Raw genomic sequence first — 476 nt, forward strand, 5'->3', positions numbered from 1 at the left:
TTGCCGCCTTCGCCGACGGTGGTGGTAGCAGTCAGGACCACATCGACCTTGTCGATGGTGTCGTTGATCGTGGTGGTTGCGCCGTTGCCCGCAACTTCCAGTTTTTCGAAGTTGCCACCCGTGGTTTCGGTGATTTGAACGGTCTGCGTGCTCTTGTCGATGAACACGTCATCGGTAGGTGCAGGAACAGTCACGGTGCCGACGGTGTCGCCAGCCTTGATGGTGATCGACGAGCCGTTATCCAGCTTCAACGTGACGTCGGTACCGGCCTTGTTGCTCAAGGTTGCGGTATAGGTGATCTGGCCACCTTCGTTCACCGCACTCGGCGCAGTCAACGTCACGGTCGTGGTGTTATCGGTCCCCGGAGTGTCAGTTACAGTCGTGGTGACTTTATCGGTACCTGGAATCAGATTTTCAAAGTGCTCGCCGCCGGTCACGCCTTGGATGGCGGTAGTGACGGTTTGATCGCCTTTGTA

Annotated in this window: 1 protein-coding gene; it reads right to left on the minus strand. The window is 56.9% G+C overall.

Features of this window, described 5'->3' with window-relative positions:
• The coding region (locus J1G33_RS27760; protein WP_223019174.1) for an immunoglobulin-like domain-containing protein at nt 1–476 on the minus strand (476 nt) is incomplete at both ends.

The organism is Pseudomonas sp. P867, from assembly GCF_019891455.1.
Classification (GTDB): Bacteria; Pseudomonadota; Gammaproteobacteria; order Pseudomonadales; family Pseudomonadaceae; genus Aquipseudomonas; species Aquipseudomonas synxantha_A.